At 60.3% G+C, this 5,332-nt stretch carries 5 protein-coding genes and 2 pseudogenes; 2 read left to right on the top strand and 5 right to left on the bottom strand.

Features of this window, described 5'->3' with window-relative positions; translation table 11 throughout:
• A pseudogene (locus ON21_RS41285) lies at positions 1-141 on the top strand (IS256 family transposase); the annotation flags it as partial.
• 458 nt (positions 142-599) lie between these two features.
• Here ON21_RS41285 and ON21_RS38840 read toward each other — a convergent pair.
• The 3 genes from ON21_RS38840 to ON21_RS38830 all read right to left on the bottom strand — a co-directional run bounded on the left by ON21_RS38840 (position 600) and on the right by ON21_RS38830 (position 3,223).
• The gene (locus ON21_RS38840) at positions 600-1,757 is read right to left on the bottom strand and encodes a hypothetical protein (RefSeq protein ID WP_157171044.1); all 1,158 of its coding nucleotides are present in this window, start codon (positions 1,755-1,757) and stop codon (positions 600-602) included.
• Between the two features lie 55 nt (positions 1,758-1,812).
• Positions 1,813-1,962, bottom strand: coding sequence for a hypothetical protein (locus ON21_RS38835; RefSeq protein ID WP_157171043.1), 150 nt, complete (start codon positions 1,960-1,962; stop codon positions 1,813-1,815).
• Between the two features lie 670 nt (positions 1,963-2,632).
• Complete coding sequence (locus ON21_RS38830) at positions 2,633-3,223, bottom strand: hypothetical protein (protein WP_157171042.1); 591 nt, start codon at positions 3,221-3,223, stop codon at positions 2,633-2,635.
• Positions 3,224-4,088: 865 nt separating this feature from the next.
• On the opposite strand from ON21_RS38830, the gene ON21_RS30850 reads away from it, so the two are divergent.
• Positions 4,089-4,415 carry a DUF6444 domain-containing protein gene (locus tag ON21_RS30850; protein ID WP_039803868.1) on the top strand — a complete coding sequence of 109 codons (327 nt, stop codon included), beginning with the start codon at positions 4,089-4,091 and terminating at the stop codon, positions 4,413-4,415.
• A gap of 211 nt (positions 4,416-4,626) precedes the next feature.
• On the opposite strand, the pseudogene ON21_RS41280 reads toward ON21_RS30850, so the two are convergent.
• Positions 4,627-4,810, bottom strand: a pseudogene (locus ON21_RS41280) (IS1634 family transposase); the annotation flags it as partial.
• Between the two features lie 371 nt (positions 4,811-5,181).
• A complete protein-coding gene (locus ON21_RS41100) occupies positions 5,182-5,238 on the bottom strand; it encodes a hypothetical protein (protein ID WP_373281163.1) in 57 nt (18 codons plus the stop codon).
• Between the last annotated feature and the right edge of the window lie 94 nt (positions 5,239-5,332).

Below are 5,332 nucleotides of genomic sequence, written 5' to 3'. Positions count from 1 at the left end.
CCTGTGGTCAAAGTGCTCTACCTCGCCATCCGGCACATGATCGAACCGAAAACAACCGACCGCAACCAAGTCGCGCCAGGCTGGAAAGGAGCGCTCAACGCACTAACCCTCTACTTCGGAGACCGAATCACCATTCGTTGAACCACGAGCGCTTACACAGAGATCCGTACACGCCCGGTTCATGCATGAAGAAGCTGTGGTTACGAATCTTGGTTCGGCGGTGGGCAGGGTCAGCCGCGTGGGGTCGTTCGTGTGTTTAAAGTCAAGCTCGTGCCGGGGGTGACAGCGGCGCAGATCGTGCACAAGCGTGGCCGACGGGTGGTGAGTATCGATCGGATCGGTTCTGCCCATGACGATGCCGCCCTCGGATTTGCTGCTCCACGCCGCTAGGGACAATCCGAGCAACCGACCAACAACACCATAGGTCAGCGCGACACGATACCGAAAGTCCTTACCGGGCGGTGCAACTCAGGTTCGTAGAGGGGATCGGTGACGAAGTGGCAGAGGGCGCGGGCAGCGCTGCCGCCCTATAGCCTTGCGTGGCGCGGCTTGAGGGGCAACAGCGGTGGCGAAGCCGCCTCGGCTGCCCGAATCGCCTTCTACTTGCGCGGTAAGGGCACCGGCCAAGTGGTGGGCAACTTCATCGGCTTGGGCACGGTCGGCACCACCGAGTAGGGCGAGCTGGTGGTCGGTGGATGCGCGATCGTCGGCTTGGACGGTGATGGCGCCGGTCTCCGCGCAGTTGTCGTAATGGTTGTGGTAGTCATCGGAATGGATAGGACCGACGTGGTAGCCGGTACCGTTGTCGTCGCGCTGGTCGATGGTGTTGTTGTACCGATGGATGTTGCCGTTTGCGTGGCGGTCGATGTTGTCGTCATACCAGTCGTTGTTGTTGTCGTGCTGATTCGTGTGGTTGGCTCGATCAGCGAGGGGCTCGCCGAGAAGGGGCTGCTGACCGGATCCTGGCTGGGGCTTACGAAGGGCTGAACGGTCTGACCCACGTCTGATTGAGGGGGAGACTGCACCGAGAAACTCGCACTCACGCTGACCGACAGACTGGGCACTGTGGTCGGTGTATCGGTGGTCGTGGTCGGCTCGCTCATGGTGGTGTCGGTTGCCTCGATCGACTCGTTGCTTGTCGTGTCGGCCGTGGTGTCCGCCCCGCTGTTGGCAGTGTCTGCTGTTGCGGTGTCACCCGGAATGGGTACATCACTCAAGGCTCCCGAGGTGCCGGCAGCGTTGCAGGCCTCAATGGCTCCGATCTGCTGGGTCGGATCTTTCGTGCTCGACGTCTCGGAGAACTCCGACGACGCCATGGCATCGGCTACCCGGTCGCTTCGCCTCGAATCCGTTGCTACCACGCCTCCGATAACGAGCGTGATCAGCGCAAGGATAGCCGCGATATAGGGCAGGTGCCGGCGAAGGTCGCGGGCCATGAGGCTCGGCAAGTGCCGGCGAAGGTTGAAATACCCCGCGTACCCATGCCATCGACCCGAGTCCGAGGATCCGAACCGGTCTTCGCATATACTGTCGCCAAAATCATCGTCGTTGCCTTCACTTCGTGAGTGACGAGGACCGGCCGTGGCATTTTCAGGCGTTCCTATGAGCATCGTTGCGGTGCAATCGCTGTTCCCACTGTCAGAGGTGCTGATCAATTCGGTCGCAATCGGGATCGCCATATCGGTATCAGGCGTGCCGATGATTTCGGTTACACCAGGATCATCTCGGTCGGGTTCGTCACTATCAAATGACTGCATCAGAAATGGCTTCCTTTCACGGCGATTCGAGCCTGTCCGGATTTCCGTGATCCGGTCAGCCGAGTGCAGCCGGGGATCCGGCGTGCGGGATGAGCAGCCATGGACTGCCCGACCCGTCCGCCGCCCAGATGTTCGAGTCCTCAATATCCCGCGGAATGGCGTATCCGATGGAATTCGAATCCAGCCAGGCCGGCTGGTCGTCCACGCTGCGAGTTTCGGCGAGCGAGGGGCCTCGCAGCCGAGACCGGAATAGTACGTACAGCCGCCAGCCTTTCGCGGGTCCCCGTCGATCGCCGAGTTGAAGGCGAACTATCTGCCATTCGCGGACAGCGATGGGCATCCCATGTTCTGCTCGACGTATGGATGGTTTTCGCCGCGATGTCACCTTGGCATTAGAAACCGGTGTCCGTTAGTGGACATAGGGACGTAGAAGGTGTTGCGGTCGGCGACGGACGTGATTACCCCAAATCTCGCGAGGTCGGCCGCAGTTTGTACGAGCCGTCCACCACGAACATCGTCCAGGGCAATCAGCCGCCCGTCTTCGGGTGCGGTTCAACACGCCGACCAACGATCTCCCTTTCATATTTAGTTTACTGTCCGGGATGGCGGCCTGGACGGACTGAGCCAGCTCGATCATGTCGGAGACAGATGCCGATGCCGCCCGCCGCGTCAACCTTGTATTGTGTAAGGAGTTGAACGCAGATATCGAGCGTGGCCCGCCCGGGCCTCCGTGGCCACCATCGCCGGTCGGTGCAGGTACACGAAATCGACTCTCACCCTCAAGTTGAACGATTCCCACACCGAAGCTGCGACACGGCGTTGAACGCAGCGGCGGCGCTATCCGGCGTGATCAACCCGATTGCGCCGGACGTAAACTACGAATGAACACTCACGTAATTGCAGGTTCCCGAAATTTGCGTTGAGCCGCTCATCATGCACACATGCAACTGGCCGTACCATCCCTCCGGGATAGCGAGATCCTTTTTCAAACGCGTGTTGTAGCCCATCGTGTTGACGTAGGGGCCGTACTGGTGAACAGACCCATTGGTATCGACTAATTCGAGCCAAGCCTCAGGACCATGACCGTCAGGGTCACTGTCGTAGATGTACAGAATCTCGCCGTCGGCATAGAACTCCGCCACACCTGCCCCATAAGCGAGGCCGCTGGCGGCCAAGGTATCTACTGACCAAACGCCACTGGCGTGGGCCGGAGCCGCCAACGCTACGAGAGTTGATAGCGCAGCGGCACCCATAACGCCGCGTGCGAGAGTTTTGATAACGTTGCGATATTTCATGACATGACTTCCATAGCAAACAGATCCGATGATGGACCGATAATCACCAGCAGGATATTGAAAGAACGCGGCGATCCTCCGCATCGTCGCCGCGCCGATATAGAGCAGCCCTTCCGTTAACGTTGAATGAACGCGCCCTTGAAGGGCGCGACTCGCCTTCATTGTTTGCAAGACGAGAAGGAAAATAGTGCCGGACGAAATGCCTCGTCAACAGCTACCGAATATGTGACTCAAATTCGCCGTCGGCTGCCCCGGCGCCAGTACAGGCGCGCTCACCGGCCTCGATTACGATCGTTCCTATATCATCAGTCAACTCCTCCGGGCGCTACCCGGTTCCGTGGATGTAAATCCATTGACATAGTTTCCCCGAACGATTCACCGAATCAACTAGTTTATGCGATACGATTGTTTATTAAAGTTTCACGATCTGGGTCGCTTCGTTCGTGGTTTCCGCAACGGTAACGACGGCTGCTACCGATGGAATATCCGCGTTCCCGACGGGGTGCTGGCACTGCAACCCGACCTTCACTCACGCTACACGTTGGATCGGATCGTGAAAATCCTTGCCGGTGAGTCGATTAGCGGAATGGTCGATCGAGACGCGGTCTAGGAAAACAGTTCAGAATGAGTCGGAGTGCGTTTTGGATTGCCGCGCAGGGTTTCCGAAAAATCTCGAAGCGGTTGATGAAGTGATGACCGATGCATTGTGGGCGAGGCTGAGGCCACTGATTCCAAGCGACAGTGACGCTTTCGGTATCCGGACCGCCGCATGGACCGATGTCCCTGCGGCGTTGGCAGGCATCTTTTCGTGACCCGCACCGGTATCGGCTGGAACCAGTTGCCGACCGGACTGTGTGGAGCCTCCGCAACAATGTACTGGCGACGGCTGGCCGAATGGTACGAAGCCTGGGTGTGAGAGCAATGATCGAAACCTGTTGGTGCGCGGCGTGTCCGCTCAAGTTCTGTGTGGGTTTGGTGAATCATGCTGGGGTGTCCGAGGGATCCGCGCCCTTCGTATCAGGAGCTGGGGGCTCTGGTGGCGCAGCTGACCGAGCAACTGTGTGGACTGGTGGAGGTGAAAGGGCTTCTGCAACAGCGTGTTGTGCAGATCGCGGCGTTGATGACAGCGGTGACGGAGCTGATCGCGACCAACAGTGAGCTGGTGGCGAGTAATGCGGAACTGCCGCAGCGGTTGGCTCAGGTCGAGCACCTGCTCAGCTGTAACTCGGGTAACTCGTCGAACCCACTTCCAGGGATGACGATCCTGGCCCGCAGACCGCCTGCGGTGAAACCGGAACGGACTGGCGGGGTGATGCGCAAGCGGGGCAAGCAGCCCGGTGCGCCGGGCGCGAATTTGGCCTGAACCGAGACGAAAGACGTATTCCCGCAGGGGATCTGCGAGTGTGGACGGGATATGGCTGTCGCAGTCGATCTCGGGATGGTCGACCGCTATCAGTAGCACGAGGTCTCGGTCATCAGTGTCACGATCACCCAGTACGACCAGCATGAGGTGCGGTGTGGGTGCGGACTTACCCATACCGCGCGGTCACCGCCAGTGAGCGGCCTTGTGCCACAGGCAGTTCCAGATCCAGCGGTGCTTGCCCGGCATGCAGCTGGTCGCGTGCTCGGGCCAGCAGCAGTGCCAGTTCCTGCTCATCGTGGGCCGACCCCGATGTGGTCGATGCCCTCCACGATCTGGCCGTGTTTGTGCACGATCTGCACCGCCGTCGCCCCCGACGCGGTCGTCACCTTCCGCACGAACCGACCGACCCGACCGCCCGTGGCGCTGCCGTCAACGGGATCGCTCGCCCTCCTACCACCCCCGCCGCGGTCGTCTACGGGTCGGTGCGGGGGCGGTTTCTCCCGGCACGGCGACCGATCCTATCTGGGACCTCACGCAGGTTCAGCCTGCCCGGTTGCGCCTGTTCCTGGCCGAAGGCGCGGGAATCGGCGATGGATACGCTCGATCATCCTGCGGACAGCCACCAACTCCGCGTTGATCGGCCGCCGGGCCACAGCGCCTTGCAGGAATTCCAACTCCCAGACCAGCATCCGCACCCACCGTTCAAGGGTACAGAGGAAAACCCTCGCCTGCTCTGCATCGGGGGCATCGCCCACACCCAACCCGATCACGGACACAGGCGCGACAACTTCCGATCAGCGATCCGCTCCACAAGCAACGGCACGAACTCCCGTACCCGACAATCAGCGAAACCCGCGCCCGCCACAGTGCCTGTGGGGGACTGTCTGATCTTCGGCGGATCTGATCTCGGTCTGATT

The organism is Nocardia araoensis NBRC 100135, from assembly GCF_000308435.1.
Classification (GTDB): Bacteria; Actinomycetota; Actinomycetes; order Mycobacteriales; family Mycobacteriaceae; genus Nocardia; species Nocardia araoensis.
Note: the sequence above shows the minus strand (reverse complement) of the source record. Positions and strands in the feature narration are given on the sequence as shown.

Bases quoted from the DNA above. Each gene is read 5' to 3' on its own strand.
- ON21_RS38840 (WP_157171044.1), bottom strand. From the start codon at position 1,757: ATGCAGTCATTTGATAGTGACGAACCCGACCGAGATGATCCTGGTGTA.